Origin of the sequence: Bacteroides sp. AM16-13 (assembly GCF_003602705.1) — a bacterium.
GTDB classification, from domain to species: domain Bacteria; phylum Bacteroidota; class Bacteroidia; order Bacteroidales; family Bacteroidaceae; genus Bacteroides; species Bacteroides xylanisolvens.
The window spans coordinates 72,623-96,011 of record NZ_QTLK01000004.1 but is presented as its reverse complement, the minus strand read 5'-3'; the positions used below and the strand labels follow the sequence as shown (position 1 = coordinate 96,011).

General features: G+C 41.5%; 16 protein-coding genes. 8 read left to right on the top strand and 8 right to left on the bottom strand.

Annotated elements, in window-relative coordinates; genetic code table 11:
- The first annotated feature begins 37 nt into the window (after positions 1 to 37).
- From DW173_RS04155 to DW173_RS04130, 6 genes are all read left to right on the top strand, one after another.
- Positions 38 to 1,426: a sulfatase-like hydrolase/transferase gene (locus tag DW173_RS04155; protein WP_120143811.1), complete on the top strand. Its 1,389-nt coding sequence runs from the start codon at positions 38 to 40 to the stop codon at positions 1,424 to 1,426.
- A gap of 8 nt (positions 1,427 to 1,434) precedes the next feature.
- Entirely contained in the window at positions 1,435 to 2,940 is a 1,506-nt protein-coding gene (locus DW173_RS04150; RefSeq protein ID WP_120143810.1) for a sulfatase family protein, read from the top strand.
- 22 nt (positions 2,941 to 2,962) lie between these two features.
- Positions 2,963 to 4,123 carry a glycoside hydrolase family 76 protein gene (locus DW173_RS04145; RefSeq protein ID WP_120143808.1) on the top strand — a complete coding sequence of 387 codons (1,161 nt, stop codon included), beginning with the start codon at positions 2,963 to 2,965 and terminating at the stop codon, positions 4,121 to 4,123.
- A gap of 38 nt (positions 4,124 to 4,161) precedes the next feature.
- Positions 4,162 to 5,631 carry a glycoside hydrolase family 125 protein gene (locus tag DW173_RS04140; protein WP_055235639.1) on the top strand — a complete coding sequence of 490 codons (1,470 nt, stop codon included), beginning with the start codon at positions 4,162 to 4,164 and terminating at the stop codon, positions 5,629 to 5,631.
- Positions 5,632 to 5,793: 162 nt separating this feature from the next.
- Positions 5,794 to 6,861 carry a tyrosine-protein phosphatase gene (locus DW173_RS04135; RefSeq protein WP_120143924.1) on the top strand — a complete coding sequence of 356 codons (1,068 nt, stop codon included), beginning with the start codon at positions 5,794 to 5,796 and terminating at the stop codon, positions 6,859 to 6,861.
- 114 nt (positions 6,862 to 6,975) lie between these two features.
- Positions 6,976 to 8,901, top strand: coding sequence for a DEAD/DEAH box helicase (locus tag DW173_RS04130; protein ID WP_049701537.1), 1,926 nt, complete (start codon positions 6,976 to 6,978; stop codon positions 8,899 to 8,901).
- 98 nt (positions 8,902 to 8,999) lie between these two features.
- On the opposite strand, the gene DW173_RS04125 is transcribed toward DW173_RS04130, so the two are convergent.
- From DW173_RS04125 to ruvB, 5 genes are all read right to left on the bottom strand, one after another.
- Positions 9,000 to 11,141: a S46 family peptidase gene (locus DW173_RS04125; RefSeq protein ID WP_118218544.1), complete on the bottom strand. Its 2,142-nt coding sequence runs from the start codon at positions 11,139 to 11,141 to the stop codon at positions 9,000 to 9,002.
- A gap of 19 nt (positions 11,142 to 11,160) precedes the next feature.
- Positions 11,161 to 12,516, bottom strand: a complete 1,356-nt coding sequence (locus DW173_RS04120) for a TIGR00341 family protein (protein WP_004313751.1) — start codon at positions 12,514 to 12,516, stop codon at positions 11,161 to 11,163.
- A gap of 2 nt (positions 12,517 to 12,518) precedes the next feature.
- Entirely contained in the window at positions 12,519 to 14,015 is a 1,497-nt protein-coding gene (locus DW173_RS04115; protein WP_120143806.1) for a polysaccharide biosynthesis C-terminal domain-containing protein, read from the bottom strand.
- A 30-nt stretch (positions 14,016 to 14,045) separates the two neighbouring features.
- Complete coding sequence (locus tag DW173_RS04110; protein ID WP_081354145.1) at positions 14,046 to 14,822, bottom strand: dienelactone hydrolase family protein; 777 nt, start codon at positions 14,820 to 14,822, stop codon at positions 14,046 to 14,048.
- 62 nt (positions 14,823 to 14,884) lie between these two features.
- Positions 14,885 to 15,916 (bottom strand): Holliday junction branch migration DNA helicase RuvB, encoded by a 1,032-nt coding sequence (gene ruvB / locus DW173_RS04105; protein ID WP_004313748.1) that lies wholly within the window; start codon positions 15,914 to 15,916, stop codon positions 14,885 to 14,887.
- 127 nt (positions 15,917 to 16,043) lie between these two features.
- Between ruvB and DW173_RS04100 the strand changes: the two genes are divergently transcribed.
- Both DW173_RS04100 and ybeY read left to right on the top strand, forming a co-directional pair.
- The gene (locus tag DW173_RS04100) at positions 16,044 to 17,276 is read left to right on the top strand and encodes a nucleoside recognition domain-containing protein (protein WP_055278528.1); all 1,233 of its coding nucleotides are present in this window, start codon (positions 16,044 to 16,046) and stop codon (positions 17,274 to 17,276) included.
- Between the two features lie 16 nt (positions 17,277 to 17,292).
- Positions 17,293 to 17,712 (top strand): rRNA maturation RNase YbeY, encoded by a 420-nt coding sequence (gene ybeY / locus DW173_RS04095; protein ID WP_008641633.1) that lies wholly within the window; start codon positions 17,293 to 17,295, stop codon positions 17,710 to 17,712.
- A 178-nt stretch (positions 17,713 to 17,890) separates the two neighbouring features.
- Here ybeY and DW173_RS04090 read toward each other — a convergent pair whose 3' ends face one another.
- Genes DW173_RS04090 through DW173_RS04080 form a run of 3 tightly spaced genes read right to left on the bottom strand, consistent with a single transcriptional unit; the run spans position 17,891 to position 23,375 of the window.
- Entirely contained in the window at positions 17,891 to 18,307 is a 417-nt protein-coding gene (locus tag DW173_RS04090; RefSeq protein WP_049701533.1) for a lipocalin family protein, read from the bottom strand.
- 6 nt (positions 18,308 to 18,313) lie between these two features.
- Positions 18,314 to 21,037, bottom strand: coding sequence for a prolyl oligopeptidase family serine peptidase (locus DW173_RS04085; protein ID WP_049701532.1), 2,724 nt, complete (start codon positions 21,035 to 21,037; stop codon positions 18,314 to 18,316).
- Positions 21,021 to 23,375 carry a S9 family peptidase gene (locus DW173_RS04080; protein WP_049701531.1) on the bottom strand — a complete coding sequence of 785 codons (2,355 nt, stop codon included), beginning with the start codon at positions 23,373 to 23,375 and terminating at the stop codon, positions 21,021 to 21,023. Before DW173_RS04080 ends, DW173_RS04085 begins: the two co-directional genes overlap by 17 nt.
- Between the last annotated feature and the right edge of the window lie 14 nt (positions 23,376 to 23,389).

Sequence of the window (23,389 nt, the reverse complement as noted above, 5' to 3'; positions counted from 1 at the left end):
CTAAAGTTAAAATATTAATATCTCAAAATATCGACAAATGAAAGCAATTAATTGTCTCTTATGGGAGTGTCTCACAATAGTTCCTTCGGCACTGATGGCTCAAACAACCAACAGTCAGCCTAATATCGTGTTAATCTTAGCCGATGATATGGGGCGCGAATGTTTAGGATGTTACGGTAGTACCTATCATACCCCAAACCTTGACAGACTTTCGGAAATAGGAGTGAGATTCGACAATTGTTTCTCCCAACCCCTAAGCACACCATCACGTGTACAACTAATGACAGGTAAATACAACAATAAGAATTACTCACGCTTTGGACACTTGAATCAAACGGAAAAAACCTTTGCCCATTTGGCAAAAGATGCCGGATATACTACTATGATAGCCGGCAAATGGCAATTAGGCAGAAACAAAAACTTACCTCATCATTTTGGTTTTGATCGCTATTGCCTTTGGCAGTTAAGCTATGACAGGATGATAAAAGAAAGATATGCTGCTCCATTAATAGAACAAGATGGAGGTATAAAACTTTATTCAAACGATGAATATGGACCGGATATATTCGCTCAATATGTGACCGACTTTATTGAAGAAAACAAAGCTAAACCTTTCTTCGTGTATTATCCTATGGTACTGGTGCACGACCCATTTTACCCCACTCCACAAAGTGACGTATGGGAAGACCCCTCCATGCGCGAGGTACGCAATAACGCCAATTTTCCAAAGATGGTAGAACATGTAGACAAAAACGTGGGCATGATATTCAACAAGTTGGAAAATTTGAACTTATTGAGCAATACCATTATCATTTTTATAGGAGATAACGGAACAAATCGTAAAATTAGAACAACCATGAAAGATGGATCGGTAGTGAGGGGTGGAAAGGGACTGACAAGCGACACCGGAGTACGTGTACCCATGATAGTTTACTGGGGAAAGAGTGTCTATAGAGAACATGAATGTACAGATATGATAGATTTTACCGATTTTATGCCTACTTTTGCCGAAGCCATGAATACTAAAGTGCCTAAAGAATGGGATATAGACGGACAAAGCTTTTTACCTCAAATAAAGGGGAAGAAAGGTAAGGCTCGCGAATGGGTGTTCTGCCATTACGATTCGAGATTCGGCACATCAGGAAGTAAAAATGCAAAACAATTTTTCAGAGATGTACGATATAAACTCTATTCTGATGGCAATTTTTATGACACGATAAACGATCCCGAGGAAACAAATCCGATCAAAAAGGGTAGAGGAAGTGCAGAAGCGGAAAAGTCAAGAAAAAAGCTAGAAAAGCTCTTCTTAACTATACCTGCTTGGAAAGTGGGAGATCCTGCAGTGCCTATGTGCATATTACCAGAATTTCCTTTATTAGAAACTCCTAAAGACATGGGATTAGACCAGATATTACACTCATACTAAAAAATTATATGAATAAACTAATAACACTCTCATCGGCACTATTTACAACAACAGCCATAAACGCCCAATCTCCCAATATAATATTTATATTAGCGGATGATTTAGGTTATGGAGATATCTCAGCATTCAACCCAGAATCTAAGATTTCCACTCCCAACATTGATAATCTGACTCAAGATGGGATTACTTTTACGGATGCCCATTCGTCCTCCGCTTTGTCAACACCTTCACGATATTCCATTCTCACTGGAAGATATCCATGGCGTACTAAATTAAAAGAAGGAGTACTTGATGGATACTCTCCTGCCATGATTACTCCTGATCGTCGAACAATAGCCCAAATGTTATCTGAAAATGGCTATAACACTGCTTGTATTGGCAAATGGCATCTAGGCTGGGACTGGGGATATCCTCAAAATGCCCAGAATAAAAAAGATGTAGATTTTTCACTTCCTATCAAAAATGGTCCTACAGAAAGAGGGTTCGACTATTTTTACGGCATACCTTCTTCTCTTGACATAGCACCTTATGTCTATGTAGAAAATAACAAAGTGACTGCCCTTCCTAATCATATAATCGAACCTCAAAAAGGACTTAAACTGATGCATGGGGGAGTAGCAGGAGCTGACTTTGATCCACAAGATTGCCTTCCTAATATCATTCGTCACAGCATAAGCTATATCAGCAAACAAAAAAACAGCAAGAAACCCTTTTTCTTGTATTTGCCCATCACAGCTCCTCATACACCGGTATTACCTGCCAATAAATATAAGGGAAAAACCACAATAGGAGATTATGGCGATTTTGTCGTGATGATAGACGATATGATACAACAAATTATAAAAGCACTACAAAAAAATGGCCAACTAGATAATACCATTGTGATCTTTACATCTGATAATGGTTGTGCACCTTATGTTGGTGTAAAAGAGATGGAAAAACAAGGACATTTTCCAAGTTATATTTACAGAGGTTATAAAACAGATATTTATGAAGGAGGACATAGAATTCCCCTAATAGTATCTTGGAAAGGAAAATTCTCCAACGAAACAAATAATTCTCTTGTCTCTCTTACCGACTTCTATGCAACTTTTGCACAAATGGTCAATCACAAACTAAAAGATGAAGAAGCTGTAGATAGTTACAGTATATGGCCTATATTAAGTAAGCAAGGAACTTCTAACCGCAAAGACCTTGTTTATGAATCAGGAAAAGGATATCTGTCTCTACGTACACCACAACTTAAACTAGTATTCAATGGAGGCTCAGGTGGATGGGGATACCCTAATAAACCCGCAGATCTAGCACAATTACCTCCAATGCAACTATTTAATCTTAAAAAAGATCCATCGGAAAAAGAAAATATTATTCACGATAAATGCTACGAGCAAGAAGTAAAAGAGATGACACGGCTCATTAGAAAGTACGTGAGAGAAGGACGTTCTACGCCAGGAGCAGCAGTAGCAAACGACACTGAGAACGCTTGGAAACAAATAAATATTTTTATGCAATAATCATTTATAAAACAACAAAAACATGCATTACTTACTAGTGAACATTATCTGTGCATTGACCCTATCAACAACCAGTCCTAACGCAGAAAGAGCCCAACAAACTTTGGACGCCCTTTACAAAAACTATGCAGCACCTAATACTTGTTTGCTGCGCGAAAATTATCCTTCTGACCAGAACAACAAAGCAACTTATCTAGCGTCAGAAGAACAAGCAAAAAGACATAATGAATATTCTTATCTTTGGCCGTACTCGGGTACATTCTCTGCAGTAAACGCACTGTTGGAGAGCACTGGAAACAAAAAATACAAGAAACTTCTGGAAAATAAAGTACTACCCGGATTGGAAGAGTATTTCGATACACGAAGAGAACCATTCGCTTACTCATCCTATATCAGTAATCAACCTCTCTCTGATCGTTTTTATGATGACAACGTTTGGTTAGGCATTGATTTTACCGATTCTTATCGTATGACTAAAAAACAAGCCTATCTGGAAAAAGCCGAACTGATATGGAAGTTTATTCTTAGCGGTAAAGACGAAGTGCTCGGAGGAGGAATCTACTGGTGTGAGCAGAAAAAAGAGTCCAAAAACACTTGTTCAAATGCACCAGGAGCCGTTTTTGCTCTCAAGCTATTTCAGGCAACTCAAGACAGCACCTATTTGAAACAAGGGAAAGAGTTATACGAATGGACTAAAAAGAATTTAGAAGATCCAACAGATCAGTTATACTTTGACAACATTGCACTCAATAAGAAAATCGGGCGTGCCAAATTTGCCTATAATAGCGGCCAAATGATGCAAGCAGCCGCCCTACTCTACCAAATAACAAAACAGAAAAACTATCTGGAAGATGCTCAAAATATAGCCGAAGCATGTCACAAGCACTTTTTCACTCATTTCACCTCGCCAAACGGACAAACATTTCAATTACTGAAAAAAGGAAACATCTGGTTCACAGCAGTCATGCTAAGAGGATTTATAGAGCTTTATCACACAGATCACAATAAGACCTATCTAGCCGACTTCCAAAAAAGTCTTGATTATGCATGGCAATATGCCAGGGATGAACGGGGACTCTTCCAAACAGATTGGAGCGGAGCAGATAAAAATGAGAAGAAATGGCTTTTGACACAAGCAGCTTTTGTAGAAATGTACGGCAGATTAGCCGGAATCAATTTATAATAACCACTTTTAATAATCCTCTCAAAAACACTGTAAAGATGAAGAAAAGAAACATCGGAATATGCATTATTACAACCACCCTATTAATGGGAAGTCATGCGAATGCTACTGAACTTATTCTTGCTAAAGATCATACCAATGTAGTCAATCAGGCAGCTGAAGTGGCCGCTTATAAAAGTAACCGTCCACCTGTAAACAAGCGTCTCTTTACATCAAAAGCCGTGGAAGCAGAAATTATCAGGGTAAAAAAGTTGCTTACTAACCAAAAGCTAGCATGGATGTTCGAGAATTGTTTTCCCAATACACTTGAAACAACGGTTCATTATCGCACAACAGACGGCAAGCCTGATACTTTTGTTTATACAGGCGATATTCATGCCATGTGGCTACGTGACTCGGGAGCACAGGTTTGGCCTTATGTACAGCTGGCCAATAAAGACCCGGAATTAAAGAAAATGCTTGAAGGAGTGATCCGCAGACAATTTAAATGTATCAATATTGATCCATACGCTAATGCTTTTAATGACGGAGCTGTCGGAGGGGAATGGATGTCCGACCTGACCGACATGAAACCTGAATTACATGAAAGAAAATGGGAAATAGATTCTCTATGTTATCCACTACGTCTGGCCTACCAATATTGGAAGGAAACCGGTGACGCCAGTATTTTTGATAGTGAATGGATACAAGCCATCACCAATATCCTGACTACTTTTAAGGAGCAACAACGCAAAGAAGGTGTGGGACCTTATAAATTTCAACGCAAAACAGAACGTGCACTCGATACATTGAACAATAATGGCCTAGGTGCTCCGGTAAATCCTGTCGGACTTATTGTTTCAGCCTTCCGCCCATCTGACGATGCTACAACCCTGCAATTTCTCGTGCCGTCTAACTTCTTCGCTGTTTCTTCGCTAAAGAAAGCTGCTGAAATTCTGAATGCTGTAAATCAAAATGCAGAACTGGCAAAACAATGCACAGATCTGGCAAAAGAAGTAGAAGCTGCACTAAAAAAATATGCGACTTATAATCACCCTAAATATGGTACAATTTATGCCTTTGAAGTAGATGGCTTCGGAAATCATTTCTTAATGGATGATGCTAATGTACCAAGTCTGCTGGCAATGCCTTATCTTGGTGATGTAGAAATCAACGATCCTATCTATCAAAATACACGCCGTTTTGTATGGAGCAAGGATAACCCTTATTTCTTCAAAGGAAAGGCAGGAGAAGGTATTGGCGGGCCTCACATCGGTTATGATATGGTATGGCCGATGAGCATCATGATGAAAGCATTTACCAGCCAGGACGATCAGGAGATCAAAGATTGTGTAAAAATGCTGCTCAATACGGATGCAGGGACAGGCTTTATGCATGAATCTTTCCACAAAGATGACCCCAATAACTTCACCCGTGCTTGGTTTGCATGGCAAAATACCTTATTTGGCGAACTTATTCTAAAGTTAATCAATGAAGGAAAAACGGATTTATTAAACAGTATTCAATAAAGCTGATTCAAGCAACTTCTCATTCAGGGCGCTCTTCCACCGGAAGATGTGCCCTTTTTTAACACGTAAATTACTATTAACTTTGGCTAATTATCGCAAAGGAATTATCACATCTTCGGGTAATTCTTATCTTTGCAGTATACGATTCAAGACAAAGAAACTATGTATAAAAACCTGTTAAGCTGGCTTACTGTTTTATTAGTGCTCCCGTCGTGCTCCGGCACATCACCTGCTATATCTGTGGTGTGTGAGGAAAATAATATAGGAAACTGTATTATCAAATGGGAAACAACACCGATATTAAAAGGACAGGTAAAAGTATACACCTCTACTTCTCCGGAAATAATTCCGGAAGATTCTCCCATTGCAATGGCTAGCATCTCCAGTGGTAAAATGACAATCGTAACCAACGATCCGTCCCAACGTTATTACTACTTGATGGTGTTTAACAACAAATACCGAATCAAAGTAGCTACCCGCAACATCAATATCCCCGGTATACAGAACTTCCGCGACTTAGGAGGATACGAATCTGCCAACACCGGAAAGGCTCTTCGTTGGGGAATGATATACCGTTCCGCACAAATAGACAGTATCCCTCCTTGTTCCCGCCAAGAGCTTAAGAATATGGGAATACGAACAATCATAGACTTACGTTCTGAAAGTGAACGCCACAACTATCCGCAACTACATGATGACAAGTTTAAAATCGTACATATCCCCATCCTCACAGGGAACATGGAAAAAATTCTGCAAGGTATTCGGGAAGAAAAAATAAAAACTGATACCATCTACCGCCTCGTAGAACGAATGAACCGGGAATTAGTTACAAACTACCAAAAGGAATTCAAAGAGCTGTTCACCATTCTTCTCGACCGTAGCAATTATCCGGTTGTCATTCATTGTACATCCGGAAAAGGACGTACAGGAATTGTTTCCGCACTCTTACTCGCCGCTCTAGGCGTCAATGAAGATGTGATAATGGAAGATTATCGTTTGAGTAACGATTATTTCAATATCCCCAAAGCCTCTAAATACGCCTACAAATTGCCGATCAACTCTCAAGAAGCAATCACTGCCATCTATTCCGCCAAAGAAGATTTTCTGAATGCCGCAAAGGGGCAAATTGAATCAGAATATGGAAGCGTACAAGCCTATCTGCAAAAAGGAATCGGACTTTCTACGGAAGATTTAAAACAGTTGCGCAGCATTTTATTAACAGATAATTGATTGTTGATAAATGATAAATACGATGACGTCTACAATAATTATCCGTTATCAACCATTTATTATCAACTAAATTAACTATCTTTGCAGCCGAAATAAAAGATATACAGAGATTTAATGAAGACATTTGAAGAGCTTGGCGTTTCTCCGGAGATACGTAGAGCAATTGAAGAAATGGGATACGAGAATCCCATGCCGGTACAAGAGGAAGTGATTCCGTACCTTTTAGGAGAAAATAATGATGTAGTAGCTCTTGCACAGACAGGAACAGGTAAAACAGCCGCATTCGGTTTGCCCTTGCTCCAACAGATTGACGTAAAAAACAGAATTCCACAATCGCTTATCCTCTGCCCTACCCGTGAGCTTTGTCTCCAGATAGCAGGAGATCTGAACGACTATTCCAAATACATTGACGGACTGAAAGTGCTGCCTGTATATGGTGGTTCTTCCATTGATAGCCAAATACGCAGCCTGAAGCGAGGTGTACATATCATCGTTGCCACACCGGGACGTCTGCTGGACTTGATGGAACGCAAAACCGTATCTTTATCTACCATCCACAACGTTGTAATGGATGAAGCGGACGAAATGCTTAATATGGGATTCACAGAGAGTATCAATGCCATCCTGGCTGATGTGCCGCAGGAACGTAACACTCTACTGTTTTCTGCAACAATGAGCCCGGAAATCGCACGTATCTCCAAGAACTACTTACGTAACGCGAAAGAAATAACTATTGGCCGTAAGAACGAGAGTACCAACAACGTTAAACACGTTGTTTATACTGTACAGGCTAAAGATAAATATGAAGCTTTAAAACGTATCGTCGATTACTACCCACAAATATACGGTATCATTTTCTGCCGTACCCGTAAAGAGACTCAAGAAATTGCAGACAAATTGATGCAGGAAGGTTACAATGCCGATTCTTTGCATGGCGAACTTTCCCAAGCACAACGGGATGCCGTTATGCAGAAATTCCGCATCCGTAATCTGCAACTGCTCGTTGCAACTGACGTGGCTGCCCGTGGACTTGACGTAGACGATCTGACACATGTCATCAATTACGGATTACCTGACGACACAGAAAGCTATACACATCGTAGCGGACGTACAGGGCGTGCCGGAAAAACCGGAACTTCCATTGCCATCATCAACCTCCGCGAAAAAGGAAAGATGAGAGAAATCGAACGGATTATCAGTAAGAAATTCATTGTCGGAGAAATGCCGACAGCAGCAGGTATCTGTCAGAAACAGTTGATTAAGGTAATTGATGATCTCGAAAAAGTAAAAGTGAACGAAGAAGAGATTGCCGACTTTATGCCGGAAATCTATCGCAAACTGGAATGGCTAAGCAAAGAGGACTTGATTAAACGAATGGTTTCTCACGAATTCAACCGTTTTGCAGAATATTACCGCAACCGTCCTGAAATAGAACAACCAACCGATATGCGTGCAGAACGCGCCGGACGTGGTGATCGTAAAGAAGGAGGTTTCGAGAAAAGAAGCCGAAAAGCTGCTCCAGGCTTCAACCGCTTATTTATCAATCTGGGTAAAACGGACAGCTTCTTTCCAAGTGATCTTATCGGACTGTTGAACAGCAATACAAGAGGGCGCATTGAATTGGGACGCATTGACCTGATGCAGAACTATTCTTTCTTTGAAGTACCTGAAAAGGAAGCGACCAATGTAATTAAAGCGCTGAACAAAGCTAAATGGAACGGACGTAAGGTCGTTATTGAAATAGCCGGTGAAGAAAGCGGAAAAGGACGCGAAAGCAGTTCTAATGAGCGCAAGGGAGGTAAACGATTCGGCGGCAAAAGTGACGAGCGTACACCACGTTATGAAAATAAAGACAGAAAACCAAAAGATGCCTCGGCAAAAGGTGCTAAATCGGCTAAAAAAGATAAACCCAGTCGCGCAGAACGAGGATATTCTGATGCCCGTGGTCCCAAAAAGAAAGATGACTGGCAAGAATTTTTCAAAGACAAAGAGCCTGATTTCAGCGAGGAAGGATGGGCACGTAGAAAACCCAAAAAGTAAAAAGGAATTCATTTAAATAAAATAGAAAGGCAACTAACTACCACAGATTAGTTGCCTTTCTATTTAGTAAATATATATCTTTTATCGAAACATTTACTTCATCGGGCTATCTTCAACTCCTGAACAAGATTGCCCGCCTTACCGTATTTCTCCATAATAAAGAGCATATACCGCACATCTACTCCGATGCAACGCTGCAAGTCAGGTTCAAATACGATGTCACTGCTCATTGCTTCCCAGTTGCCATCGAAAGCCAGCCCAAGCAATTCTCCTTTGGCATTGAACATGGCACTGCCGGAATTACCGCCTGTAATATCATTATTAGAAATAAAGCAAACATTCATGTCTCCCTGTGCATTGGCATATCTTCCGAAATCACCGGAAGAAAGCAAACTCAACAACTCGGGCTGGACGGCAAAGTCAATATCACCTGCATGTTCCTTCACCTTCTCAAAGATGCCTTTCACGGTGGTATAATAATCGTAAGTGGCCCCATCAAAAGGAGTATACCCCCCAACCGTTCCGAAACTAAGCCGCATGGTGGAATTGGCATCCGGATAGAAATTCCGATCAGCATACATACGGCGCATGGCAGCGTTGAACAAACGTTCCCCTTGCTCTATCTGCTCGGAAGCTTCGGAAATACTCTGATTCATCTCATAATACTTCACGATCAGGTCCAGACTCAAGGAAACAGCCGGGTCCTCTATCAGATTATACGTAGTATCCCGCTCCAGGAAACGTTTTAGGCCCTTAGGAGACGTTATATTGGACGTTGCATACAAAGAGTCTACATAAGCCTGAATATTCCCGTTATAGAGTGTATCTATCTTTTCATACATAGCAGGCAGATACTTCTTATCCACTTTCAACTGATACTCTTTGAGCATGGCAGCAAAAACCTCCTTATCAATGGAAAGATCAAGATTATCATACTTCTCCAATAACTTCTTCATGCGGGTAATCACCAGCTTCTCCTCAGCCTCAAAGTCGAAATTGAGAATTTCAAGAGCAAGCTGCACCAATTCGGGACCATTGATAAACGATTCACCGAAATAAGCCAACGCACGATTTGTTTCCCGACGATTACTATAACTCAACTCCAGAGAAGAGAATAAACGAATCAGTTTCTCTCTTTCTTCCGGATGAGACTGAATCCAGTCGCGAAGGGCTACTTCAGCCGCCCGCTTCTTTTCCAACACCTTCAGATGCTTGATGGCCTTGTTTGTTCCGATGCTATTCTTCCAATAATTGGAACTTTCATCGTATTTTGAAGCATACTTGATACGAATATCCGGACGACGATCCATCTCCCGTTTCCAAACCGTTTGTTTTACTCCCCGCACATCAATCATTGCCTGGTTGATTCCATTCATCATCTCTTCGATACCATACGAAGAAAGATAACGTTCCGTACTTCCCGGATAGCCAAGCGTCATGCAGAAAGAACCTTCTTTGTATCCATCCAAAGAGATGGGCACTACATATTCAGGGTGATAAGGGACGTTGTCAGGAGAATAATCAGCCGGGCCATTCTTCGTATTGGCATAGATACGAAATACACTGAAATCGCCCGTATGCCGCGGCCACATCCAATTGTCCGTATCCCATCCGAACTTCCCGACAGAGGAAGGAGGCGCAAAGACTAAACGAACATCGTTATAATCACGATAAACGGAAAGCCAGAATTCATTACCTGCATAATAAGCATCGACAATACCGGTCAGCGTAGAATCTTTTTCGGAAACTTCCAGACCGATTACATTCATGATCGAATCAACAGCTACACGGCGTTCTGTTTCCGTTTTAGCATGACGGGCGGCAGATAATACCCGTTTGGTTACGTCTTCCGTACGAAGCAGAAAACGGACATACAACTCCGGATTCGGCAGCTCTTCGTCAAGGCTACGTGCAAAAAAGCCATCTTTCAGATAATCATGTTCCACAGAAGAGTGTTGCTGGATACTGCTGAAACCACAATGATGATTAGTAAACACCAGACCGTCTTCGGAAACCACCACTCCCGAACAGAAACCTCCAAAGCTGACAACAGCATCTGAAAGAGAGGGTTTCTTCGGATTATATATTTTATTCACAGGCATTTGCAAACCAAGTTCTTTCATTACCCGGTCTGTCTGTTTGTTTTTGCGTAGGTTTCCCAGCAGCCACATTCCCTCATCGGCAAATACATTTGACAGACAGAGGGAAAAGACTATCAAGACGGTTAGTCTGAATTTCATATTACTATTTTTAGATTCATTATTCGGTAATCAGCCTCAACTTCTTCGCTCCTACACGGGCTTTCAGCCATTCGCTGATTTTCTGTTTCTCGGCAGCAGACGGATGTCTGTCGAATTTCAAAACAGCCAATGTTACCGTATCGGTCTTCATCGAGTCAACCCGCACTTCGAGCGAATGAGCGATGGAGAGCGTAGTGATGGAAGGGTAAAGCACTTTCAGTTCGGGCACTAATGTACGACTCATTGCGTCATATGTTCTGTATTGTTCCAACGTTGTCTCCAGTTGGGAAATCTTCACTGCCTGTTGCTGAAGTCGCTGCTCGCTGTTTTTGTAGAAGTCTTCCATGACCATGGCACGGATAGAAGTCACATCTACCGCTTCATTATTCATCCCCTGCAATACAACCAGCTTCGTATCTTCCAACTTATATTCTTTCATCTTGCTACGGGCAATAGAAATCGAAGCATCAGGCACTTCAGGACCAATCAAAACAACCCGCACTTCTTTATGTTCATAACTGATCTTTTTATCGAGTACCTGTGTATTTTCAAAGCTTAACTGATCGCTAATAAAACGATTGGCTGCCGCCTCATAGAAAGTGCTTTTTATAATTCCAAATGTCAGATAAACCGCAGGGCACATGGTAAGCACCACAATCAGAACGATGTATTTACGTACGGTCTTCTCACGGGTTTTATCTACAAATTCCTTCCGCTGGAAATGCATCACACGAACTCCGAGGAAAGTGGCCAGACTGATAAAAACAGAGTTGATGAAGTAAAGATAAAAAGCACCCAGGAAATAAATAAGATTACCGGAGGCCAGTCCGTAACCTGCCGTACAAAGCGGTGGCATCAATGCAGTAGCAATGGCAACGCCCGGAATCACATTTCCCTTTTCCTTGGTAGAGAGGGCTACCACACCTGCCAAACCACCAAAAAGCGCGATGAATACATCATAAATAGTGGGCGATGTACGTGCCAGCAACTCCGACTGTGAACCGGCAATAGGGGCAAGAAGGAAGAAGATAGTGGCCGTCGTCACACTGAAAGCGGTCGTTATGAGAAAGCTCTTTAAAGAGCGTTTCATTAATTCGAAGTCGTTCAGTCCGACAGAGAGTCCCACTCCCATAATAGGTCCCATCAACGGAGAAATCAACATGGCACCGATAATTACAGCAGTAGAATTTACATTCAATCCGAGTGATGCCATAAAGATGGCAAAAATCAGGATCCACAAATTGGCACCTTTGAACTCTACACCCTTACGGATAGAATCCACGGTGGCCAGTTCGTTATCCTTGTCTTTTTTCAAGTCCAGATATTCTCCTAGAAAGGACTTGATAGCAAACTTATTACGTTCATCTGTCTTCATAGTTATTTCTTCTTTATAAAGCGATTAATAACAGGAATCTGACTCAATGGTAAATCCTTCTTGATAATATAAGCTATAAATAGCAATAAAAGTACGGTACGGAAAGCGAGACGGAGCACCAGATTAGGGATAGGCACCTGTTCTCCAATAACGTAGAGTGCCGCTGCCAGCAGAACATAAAGCCCGAGGCTTTTCAAATCATAACGAATCGGGTATTCTTTCTGTCCTATCCAGTAGGATAACAGCAAAATTACCGCATAGCCTGCAACAGAAGCCCATGCCGAAGCAAGATAGCCGTAAACCGGCACAAATAATATGTTCAATACAACAATAATAACACAGCCGATCACCGAGAAGTAAGCTCCCCAATAGGTCTTATCCGTCAATTTATACCAAAAGGAAAGATTGAAATAAATCCCTTTACAGATTTCTGCAAGCATCACAATAGCCACCACTCCAAGGCCTTCCCAGTAACCTTTTGCCACAAGATAACGCAGCAAATCGAGGTAGAACATTACAGCAAGGAAAGCCAACAACGAGAAGATAAGAAAATATTTCATCGCAGCCGCATACATTTTTCGGTTATCTCCTTCGCGGTCTTTACCAAATACAAACGGTTCGTAAGCGTAACGGAAAGCCTGTGTAAACATGGCCATCACCATCGCTATTTTGCTGGTTGCCGCATAAATACCCAGTTGTACCAACCCTTCCTGTCGATCTTCAAAGAGAAACGGATAGATCATCTTGTCAACAGTCTGATTCAGAATACCTACCAAACCTAAGATCAATACCGGAAAAGAGTATACTACCATTCGCTTCAGTAACACCCGGTCCAACTTATAAGCAAATCCTGTCAGTTCCGGGATAAAGAAGAACATCTGGACAACCGAAATTATCAGGTTGCTGATGAAAATATATCCCACCAGATAATCCGGATCATAAAACCAAGAAATGGTTGCCGGACAATGTACATTCAGCCACGGACACACCAACAGGAAAAACAGATTCAAACCGATGCCGCCAATGATAGAGAGCAGTTTGATAGCTGCAAATTTGACAGGGCGTTTCTTGTATCGCAAATAGGCAAAAGGAATGCATTGAAAAGAATCTAAAGCTACCACAACAGCCATCATCGCTATAAATTCCGGATGATCGCCATAATCCAGCAAATTGGAAATCGGTTGCAGGAACAACAGGCAAAGGAGAACGAAAATCAAAGATACGCCTCCTACTGACAACAGAGAGTTGGCATATACTTTCATCGGGTCTTCCCCCGATTTATTGGCGAAACGGAAGAATCCCGTTTCCATACCGAACGTAAGAAGTACGAGCATCAGAGCTGTAAACGCATACACGTTCGATACGACTCCGTAACCTCCGGTGGAAGCCGGTAATACAGCTGTATACAAGGGTACCAGCATGTAGTTAAGGAATCGTCCGACAATACTACTTAATCCATAAATTGCAGTATCTTTAGCTAATGATTTTAGTCCAGCCATGTTTTATTAGTGATTATCATTCAGATTGGTTCAACGTTTCTTCTTTTGTTTGAACAACCAATCCATAAATCCGGGATAATTGAAAGCCGGATTCCAGCTTCCATGATTACAACCGGGAAATTCAATATATTCCACATCTGCACCGGCAGCTTTCAGTGCTTTATATGCTTCGCGAGAACCTTTCACCGGAACTACATCATCCGCATCTCCATGAAAGATACGAAACTTCACATCTTTGGCAGCCGACAACCGGTTTGGATTGACTATACCGCAGATAGGAATTGCAGCAGCAAATATCTCCGGGTAGCGTATTACTAAATCATACGTTCCCATCGCTCCCATTGAAAGGCCGATAATATAAACCCGTTGCGTGTCCACTTCGGGCATCACCAGATAGGAATCAAGCAACTGTTTGAGTGTCTGCAATATAGGACTGATCTCCTGTCCTACCGGCATTTCAGCAGGTATAAAAGACTTCGGACGTTCCGTATAAGCCCAGTAACCGTCTGTCGGACACTGCGGAATCAGCACAAAAGCAGGATACTTTTCTTGATTGACCGGATTAAGAAACATCTGTCCGCCATGAGTCAATTGCTTCTCATTATCATTTCCCCGTTCGCCGGCTCCATGCAAAAACAGCACGATGGGGTACTTCTCACCCGGTTTCACCGATTCGGGGTGAATCATCCGGTAAGGTAAGGAATCTCCTTTAGAAGAAACAAAAATATCTCTTCCATATCCCTGTTGAGCCGATAGAGAAAGGCTCAAAAAGAGAAAAACAAATAAAGTAGTCCATTGCTTCATCATCCAACTATGCTTTATAAAGTTCTTTTATACCGTTAATACCACTTATCACATGACGCTTTATGTTAGTCATTAAACAGTGTTTTCTGACTGTTATAAAGACTTCTTCCCAAATGCTTATAGGCAAGTTCGGTCACCTCACGTCCGCGGGGAGTACGTTTCATGAATCCTTCTTTTATCAGGAAAGGTTCGTAAACTTCCTCGATGGTTCCCGCATCTTCTCCCAAAGCCGTAGCAATGGTCGTTATACCGACAGGCCCGCCTTTAAACTTGTCTATAATGGTACAAAGTATCTTATTGTCTATCTCATCCAGTCCGTACTTGTCAATATTCAATGCCTCCAGCGCAAACTGGGCAATCTCTGTATCGATAGAGCCGGTGCCTTTCACCTGTGCAAAGTCACGTACCCGGCGAAGCAAAGCATTAGCAATACGGGGCGTCCCACGGCTGCGGGAAGCAATCTCCGATGCTGCACGTACCGAGCAAGGTACATCCAGTATGGACGCAGAACGACGAATGATATTGCTCAAAATATCATCGTCATAATACTCCAAATGAAGGTTAATACCGAAACGTGCACGAAGCGGAGCCGTCAGCAGACCGCTACGCGTGGTTGCACCAACCAACGTGAAAGGATTCAAATCGATCTGGATACTGCGTGCCGAAGGTCCCTTATCAATCATAATATCGATGCGGTAATCTTCCATGGCCGAATAAAGATATTCTTCCACTACGGGCGACAGACGATGAATTTCATCAATAAAAAGCACGTCGTTCGGTTCGAGGCTGGTCAATACACCAGCCAGGTCACCCGGTTTATCTAGCACCGGACCGGAAGTTACTTTAAAGCCGACTCCCAATTCGTTGGCGATAATATTTGAAAGAGTTGTTTTTCCTAATCCGGGAGGACCATGCAACAGCACATGGTCGAGTGCTTCGCCACGCAGACGTGCCGCCTTCACAAAAATGCGAAGGTTTTCCACCACCTTGTCCTGTCCGCTAAAGTCTTCAAAGCTTAACGGACGGAGTGCATTCTCGAAATCCCGTTCTTTTGAAGTAAGCTGATGTTCGCGTATGTTAAAATCTTCCTGTTCCATTTATTTCTTGAAAAGTAGGAGACAAAGATAGAGATTTACATTCATTTTCAGTATAAGAAAGACGAAGATTTAGTTTATTTGAAACGTAATAACTACTTTTGCACTATCTATATACACGCTATCAACTATGGTTCTAAATTACATTTGGATAGGATTCTTTGTCGTCGCCTTTATCATCGCCCTTGTAAAAGTGATTTTTCTGGGAGATACGGAGATATTTACGGCTATCATGAACGCTACATTCGATTCTTCAAAGACAGCTTTCGAGATATCCCTGGGACTTACAGGCGTACTGGCTCTTTGGCTGGGTATCATGAAAATCGGAGAAAACAGTGGATTGATTAACGCACTGGCCCGCTTTCTTAGTCCGGTGCTTTGCCGACTGTTTCCGGATATTCCTAAAGGACATCCGGTGTTAGGGTCCATCTTCATGAATATGTCTGCCAATATGCTTGGCCTCGACAATGCGGCCACCCCATTGGGACTGAAAGCAATGAAAGAGCTGCAGGAACTGAATCCGAAAAAGGACACTGCTTCCAATCCGATGATTATGTTTTTGGTGATTAATACATCCGGCCTTATCATCATTCCGATCAGTATCATGGTATATCGTGCACAAATGGGGGCTGCACAGCCTACAGATGTATTTATCCCTATTCTGCTAAGTACTTTCATTTCCACTTTAGTAGGAGTCATAGCAGTCAGCATCGCTCAAAAGATAAACTTAATCAATAAGCCTATTCTCATTTTAATGGGCGTTATCTGCCTTTTCTTTTCCGGCTTGATTTATCTGTTTCTAAGTGTCTCGCGGGAAGATATGGGTACTTATTCTACATTGATAGCGAATATTCTGCTGTTCAGTGTCATCATTCTGTTTATTTTGACGGGAGTCAGAAAGAAAATCAATGTATACGATTCGTTTGTGGAGGGAGCTAAAGAAGGGTTTACGACGGCTGTACGCATCATTCCTTATCTGGTTGCTTTCCTTGTAGGAATTGCAGTGTTCCGCACTTCGGGAGCAATGGATTTTCTGGTGGGAGGCATCGGCTATATAGTAGGCTTATGCGGAGTGGACACGAGCTTTGTAGGAGCGCTGCCTACCGCATTGATGAAATCGCTTAGCGGTAGCGGTGCAAACGGATTGATGATCGATACGATGAAAGAACTGGGACCTGATTCGTTTGTAGGACGTATGAGTTGTGTAGTTCGCGGAGCTTCGGACACCACATTCTACATTCTGGCCGTTTATTTCGGCAGTGTGGGGATCACCAAGACTCGTAATGCGGTGACTTGCGGTCTGATAGCAGACTTCTCGGGTATCATAGCCGCTATCTTAATCAGTTATTTATTTTTCTTTTAAATCATAACATTCAATTATGGCTGTAACTTATCAAACAGAAGGCGTAAAAATGCCTGACATCAAGAAACGTGAGACTACGGAATGGATAAAGGCCGTAGCTGCTTCTTACGGGAAAAGACTCGGTGAAATCGCTTATATCTTCTGCTCGGACGAAAAAATTCTGGAAGTAAACCGTCAGTATCTGCAACATGATTACTACACGGATATTATTACTTTCGATTATTGTGAAGGCGATCGTCTATCAGGTGACTTATTCATCAGCCTAGATACGATACGCACCAATGCTGAACAGTTTGGAACTTCATACGAAAACGAACTACATCGTGTGATTATCCATGGAATTCTTCACTTGTGCGGCATCAACGATAAAGGTCCCGGGGAGCGGGAGATTATGGAAGGTGCTGAAAACAAAGCATTATCTATACGAAAAGTGTAAACAAGCCTCAACAGCAAACGATTTCAATAAACAAGCGATTTATTCAAACATACTATACTGTAACATACTGTATAAATACTGTAAAACAAAGACGCCTCATCGTAATCACTACGACGAGGCGTTTTCATTAGCAACGTAATGCTAATTTAAACACTAAATTATTTAAGAGAGAGATTTATTACTTCTTATCAGGGGTCACTTCTGGAGTAACCAATTTCTTGATTGATTTCATATTCAGATACAGAAAGGCCAATCGTGGGCTTGCTTCCTGTGCAACTAATTCTAGCGAATCTGATGTTATATAGCCAATACGTTCACGTGTTTTATACACTTCCGTCTTCCCATCTTCTCCTTTGCTAAATCCTTCAACGATTAAATAACCATTATCAATTTTCCAAGTCTTTAAATCTAAAGACGGTACATTGATAGCAGAACATTTACCACCTTTTTTAAACTCAAACCCTTTGAGTTCCCCTGTAGATTCATAGGTGTAAGGATTACACCATTTACCAATAATTTGTTTCTCCACTTTCTGTCCATAGCTACTGAATGCAAAGCAAGACAGAACCATAACTGTCATTAATAGTTTCTTCATTTTAATTTATTTTTCTAGTAAATCATATTTCTGATCAATTCCACGTTCTCGCAAATGAATACCCTCTTTCATCCAACGCGGTTCTTTTGTTCCTTTCAGATAATAATCAAAGAACTGTTTCATCCGGATAGTCCAGTCTTTCTGTGCAGCCTGATTACCAAGAAAATGCCCTTCACCTTTGTAATTAAGATGCCATGCCGGACGTTGTAAACGACGCATAGCTAAATAAAGTGCACGACCTTGTTCGTAGGCAACAGCCTCATCCTTATCATTATGCCAAATTAATAATGGAGTATGTATTTTATCCGCTTCCACGATAGCAGAACTTGCCAAATACTTATCTTTGGCTTCCCACAAACTCTTCCCCATACGGCTTTGCCATTCTTCATACATGAAATAACGCGGCAAACCGCTTCCACCACGAATACCCAAATAACCGGTTACCATATCAGTAATAGGAGCCCCGATATTAGCACAAGCGAATATATCCGTCTTCGTCACCAGATAACTAGTTTGGAAACCTGACCAACTATGTCCCTGAAGACCTATCTTTCCCGGATGCGCTATCCCCTGCTCTATCAAGTATTTCGTACCGCTTACTACTGCATCATAACTACTCTGTCCCGGTGTTCCTATGGTAAAATGCACATCCGGCATAAATACAATATACCCATTACTAACAAAGTACATCACATCCGCCATTGCACTACTCAACATTGGAGCATGATAAGTGTTCAGCCCTCCGGAATGTGTTTCATAGAACTGTACCAGAACAGGATATTCTTTCTTAGCGTCATAATCTTCCGGCAAGTAAAGTATTCCCTTGTTAGGCTTATTCTCATAATTAGTCCATTCCACTAACTTTGCAGTACCCCATTTATATTCGCTTTGTTGAGGATTAGCATTCGTTATACGAATCGGATCAGAGAAATCCGATTTACTCCACCACAGATCACGGAATTCTGATATATTCTGACGATTCCAAATACAATACTTCTGATTGTCAGAAAAACGATGAATTGAATAGATATAAGGGCCTTCTGCGAGCTTCTTCAAGCGGCCTTTCATGTCAAGTGAATAAATACCTTCATCCATTGTATTTTCATCCCATACGCTGACTATAACCGTCTCATCCGGATTGAATACTTCTTTGTCAATATTGCTGGTCATTTTACGGATAGATCTCTGATTTTTGCGACCATACCCCTTAGTGATACATTCTGGCTGACGTTCTCCGGTCAAATCGATCTTCCACCAGTCATAAGCGTCATAAATCAACACATTATTACCATCAGCAGTCCAACCAGCAATACCATAAGCAGGTGCAGGATTTGGTTTGTCATAAGCTTCCTCAAATATCGGATAACCAATAGCTGTTGAAATATCGGTAACCTCACCCGTTTTTCCGTCAAACTTATTCCATACCTGTGCAATAGGATCATACATCACAGCCCATTTGCCATTCATCGACCACCTCGGTCTTGTCCGGTAGCTACGTCCTACCAATTGCTTTTCTCCCGTATGTACATTTACAGAATAGATGTCAAACGGCATTTCATTAAGCCATTCTTTCTGCGCACGATAAGGAGTTTCGTCCGTATAAAGCACATAATGAATTTCTTCCGCACGATCCGGCTCCAACAAATCAGCATGCCCAGGAGCTACTTCCGTCAATTTTTGGGAAGCAATGTCATAGATATATTTCGAATATTGAGGACGGAAATAACGACTACGTGTCTGCAAAGTAGGAACTTCATGTTCATCCCAAGTCCACAACTCCAGCTCAAAACTCTTATCCGGCTTTATTTCCTCTTCTTTCTTATCTTTATTTACTTTCTCCTGATAAGGTCTAAGTTCCATTGTCAGAAACTTCTGACTACTTGACAGACTAGCCCGAGCAAGTTCCATCCTTGCAGGAAGAACTATCTCTTTTCGGTCAAAGACCAAATCACAGGTGTTCTTCTTTAAGGAAAAGTTGTACCATAGTGAATCTTTAATACTGAACCCTCCTATCATCTGTTTTGCATTCAAGTTGAAAGAAACTGGTTCTTTCTTTACGGAACTCTGATAAATAGTCTGATAGGGTCCGGTTAATGGACCATAACACAATGCGTTACCTTTCGCTTGTTTACGTACAAAGATGATAGATCGTCCTTCGTTGTACAAGGTATAATAACCAATACTGTCAATTTGAAAGGAAGTGCCGTTTTTTAGATGACGAACTATCAAGCGGTCGAAAGATGGAACATGATTGATGGTATCCTTCGGCACATTTGTTACAGAAATTGAGTAAGGAATTCCTTTTGCTGGTCGGAAAGCTTCCTTATAAGTCCACTCGGTCTTTGTGCCTGAAGGCAGTTCTAACAGGATTGTTTTCGCATTCCCAGTAGAATCGGACACTTGATAATATGCAGCTTGATCTGAATTATAAAACTCAATATTTTCTACATCCTCCAACAGAATCTCCTTACGGGTGCGTGAGTCAAACAGGTGCAAGATCTTTCCGTCTTTGTACTCGGGATTATATTCCATAGGAACTATACGATAAGTCACCCATCGCCCTGTCGGAGAAATATCAGGCGACTCTACACGCATCCATGACATACACGCGTCAATATCAATCGGCTTCTTCGGTGTTTGTGCCTTAATATTCTGACCAAATCCGATCAAAAGTCCTACTGCTATTCCGATTCTTATTATTGTCCTGTTCATCTTATCTTCTCCTTTCATCTTCTATCATATATTTATTCAGATCAATATCTGCATCCGCCGAATGATCGTTCAATAGTAAACGTGCGAAATGACGCCACATTTTATGTTCAAAGAATACTTCTGATTCACCAAAGAATCCATGAGTGCATTTCGGTAGTACAAACATATCAAAGTCTTTGTCTGCTTTAATCAATGCATGTACCAGACGTAATGTATTCGCCGGATTTACGGTATTATCGACCGCACCAGTAAATAACAACAAGCCATGCTTGTAATTCTTGGCTAGTTCCTGATTAGGGCGTACACGAACACTATAATCATAAGTCGTATGCTCCACTCCCAAGCTATCTTTCCCTGTTTTCACCTTTTCATCTACGCCAAAGTGAATTTCCACAAAGCCCTTATTATAGATTCTGTTATCATGGTTACCCGCCGAAGAGACAGCAGCTGAATAGAAGTCGGGATAAGTACATATAGCTGCAGCCGACATGAATCCTCCTCCGGAATGACCATAAATACCGACTTTTGTACCATCAATGAAAGGATAACGGGCAGCCAGTTGCTCAATAGCATACTTATCATCTGCCAATGGATAGTCACGCATATTGTTATATCCATATGTATGATATGCTTTTCCACGCATCGGAGTACCACCTCTATGACCTACAGTAATAACAATGAATCCCAGTTGCGCCAGACGGGTATTATATACATCATTCACAGTAAAGCGTGTCGGCACATACTCAAAAAAAGGTCCTGGATAGACGTTCGAAATAATGGGATAAACCTTCGTCGAGTCAAAATCTGCAGGTTTCCACATCACGCCATAAAGATCAGTCACACCATCACCCGCTTTCACCTTAAAACGCTCCGGAGCTTTCCATCCCATCTCATAAACAGGTTGCAAGTCCGGTTTTTCCAGTTTCATAACCACCTTTCCACGTGAGTTGCGAACGACATTGACAGGTTCTTGTGAAACCGTGGAGTAGGAATCTACAATATAATGGTTAGAGGGAGAAATTCTAGCTTCATGTGATGCGTTTTCGGGTGTCAACAAACGAATAGCATTCAGTTGATCCAGTTTAGCTTCATAAAGGATATAATAATAAGGGTCGATGCTTTTCTCACGACCATAACCATAAAAATAAAATTTTCGACCGACAGTATCAATCTTTGCAATCGGACCAGCCACCCAAGTTCCGTCTGTCACCTGATTTTTCAGGTTTCCGGTAGCAGTATCATACAGATAGTAGTGTCCCCACCCGTTCCGTTCCGAACGAAATAATATTTCTTTTCCATCTTTCAGGAAAGACACGCTACGCATCTGATAATCAAGGTACGGCTTATTCTCTTCATGAATTACGACGCGTACCTGTCCAGTTTCGACATCCACCTCACAAATATCTGATTGATTCCAAGAGCGGTTATAACGTTGAAAATAGAGACGTTTACCATCATTTGTTGTATACAGTACATCGATATACTGATCAGGCCAACGATTGATATCTACTTTCTTCACTTCCCTTTTATCTACGTCGCCAAGTAAAAGTTCATATTGTGTCACGTCTTTATCTCCTGCCAACTCGGCTTTATAAGTCGTTAATTCAGGAAACTTTGACAATGAATTGATTAACCACAGATCGCGCACTTTCCGATTGTCCTCACGAACAGCATAAAAACGATGAGTACCCGGAAGCCAATGAGCTGATTCAGCCCCGAAACGTCCCTCCATCTTTCCTTCATCCTCACGATTGAATGTATAGTCCGGTCCCCCGTCTGTTGTCAACTGTACAGGTATTGTATCCTGTCCCTTTTTCGGATTTCCGACAAAATACAGGTTGTCTTTACTGGCATACAACATATACAAGCTATCCGGAGAATATTTCTTCCAGTATGGATCACCGTCTTTATAAATAGGCTTTTCATCGAGTTTCTTCAACACTTTCGTACGAATGTTATAGGTATATAGCCCACGGTCGAAGTCGAGACGAATTGTCTCATTATCTTTCATGAAAGTGAAAGACAGATGAGGATCTGCAGCAGAGTAAGCTTTTTTGGTATATACTGCAATCTTACTCAAGAGTTCGGGGGTATCAAACAACAGACGTTTTTCCTTTTTCTTCGGATTCACATAATAGTATTTCTCTCCCTCACGGGTAGTGAAAGAATAGTAGAAGCAGTCCGTATCATTGATGAACGTAGGGTTGACTTCCGTAGAATACTTCATGATAGGATTCTGTGTCAGTAAACGAAACTTCTCCGCCAACTGATAATTTGCTTTTTGCTGTGCGCTGGCCATGCTGCATATTAATGCAACAGCCGCCAAGCACAGATATCTAAAAAGAGAGTTTTTCATAAAATTTTGTCTAT

Coding starts and splice junctions, on each gene's coding strand:
- DW173_RS04155 (WP_120143811.1), top strand. CDS start 38: ATGAAAGCAATTAATTGTCTCTTATGGGAGTGTCTCACAATAGTTCCT.
- DW173_RS04150 (WP_120143810.1), top strand. CDS start 1,435: ATGAATAAACTAATAACACTCTCATCGGCACTATTTACAACAACAGCC.
- DW173_RS04145 (WP_120143808.1), top strand. CDS start 2,963: ATGCATTACTTACTAGTGAACATTATCTGTGCATTGACCCTATCAACA.
- DW173_RS04140 (WP_055235639.1), top strand. CDS start 4,162: ATGAAGAAAAGAAACATCGGAATATGCATTATTACAACCACCCTATTA.
- DW173_RS04135 (WP_120143924.1), top strand. CDS start 5,794: ATGTATAAAAACCTGTTAAGCTGGCTTACTGTTTTATTAGTGCTCCCG.
- DW173_RS04130 (WP_049701537.1), top strand. CDS start 6,976: ATGAAGACATTTGAAGAGCTTGGCGTTTCTCCGGAGATACGTAGAGCA.
- DW173_RS04125 (WP_118218544.1), bottom strand. CDS start 11,141: ATGAAATTCAGACTAACCGTCTTGATAGTCTTTTCCCTCTGTCTGTCA.
- DW173_RS04120 (WP_004313751.1), bottom strand. CDS start 12,516: ATGAAGACAGATGAACGTAATAAGTTTGCTATCAAGTCCTTTCTAGGA.
- DW173_RS04115 (WP_120143806.1), bottom strand. CDS start 14,015: ATGGCTGGACTAAAATCATTAGCTAAAGATACTGCAATTTATGGATTA.
- DW173_RS04110 (WP_081354145.1), bottom strand. CDS start 14,822: ATGATGAAGCAATGGACTACTTTATTTGTTTTTCTCTTTTTGAGCCTT.
- ruvB (WP_004313748.1), bottom strand. CDS start 15,916: ATGGAACAGGAAGATTTTAACATACGCGAACATCAGCTTACTTCAAAA.
- DW173_RS04100 (WP_055278528.1), top strand. CDS start 16,044: ATGGTTCTAAATTACATTTGGATAGGATTCTTTGTCGTCGCCTTTATC.
- ybeY (WP_008641633.1), top strand. CDS start 17,293: ATGGCTGTAACTTATCAAACAGAAGGCGTAAAAATGCCTGACATCAAG.
- DW173_RS04090 (WP_049701533.1), bottom strand. CDS start 18,307: ATGAAGAAACTATTAATGACAGTTATGGTTCTGTCTTGCTTTGCATTC.
- DW173_RS04085 (WP_049701532.1), bottom strand. CDS start 21,037: ATGAAAGGAGAAGATAAGATGAACAGGACAATAATAAGAATCGGAATA.
- DW173_RS04080 (WP_049701531.1), bottom strand. CDS start 23,375: ATGAAAAACTCTCTTTTTAGATATCTGTGCTTGGCGGCTGTTGCATTA.